At 72.2% G+C, this 234-nt stretch carries 1 protein-coding gene; it reads left to right on the top strand.

The annotated features are described in order from the left end of the window. Positions 1-234 (top strand): 5'/3'-nucleotidase SurE (locus AC0IWM_RS23960; protein WP_471759181.1); only part of this gene is annotated, 234 nt, incomplete at both ends.

Here is a 234-nt window from a genome sequence, read left to right as displayed (position 1 = left end):
CGAGACCCGGGAGGGGATCGCCCGGGCCATCTCGGACGACGTCTGGGTGGTGGCGCCGGAGACCGACCCGTCCGGCGTCTCGCACTCGCTCTCGCTGAACGACCCCCTGCGCCTGCGCCAGGTCGCCGAGACGCGCTTCGCCGTGAAGGGCACGCCGTCCGACTGCGTGATCAGGGGCGTGCGCCACATCCTCAAGGACCACGGGCCCGACCTCGTGCTCTCGGGGGTCAATCG

It is taken from the genome of Methylobacterium sp. AC433 (assembly GCF_979253015.1).
Note: the sequence above shows the minus strand (reverse complement) of the source record. Positions and strands in the feature narration are given on the sequence as shown.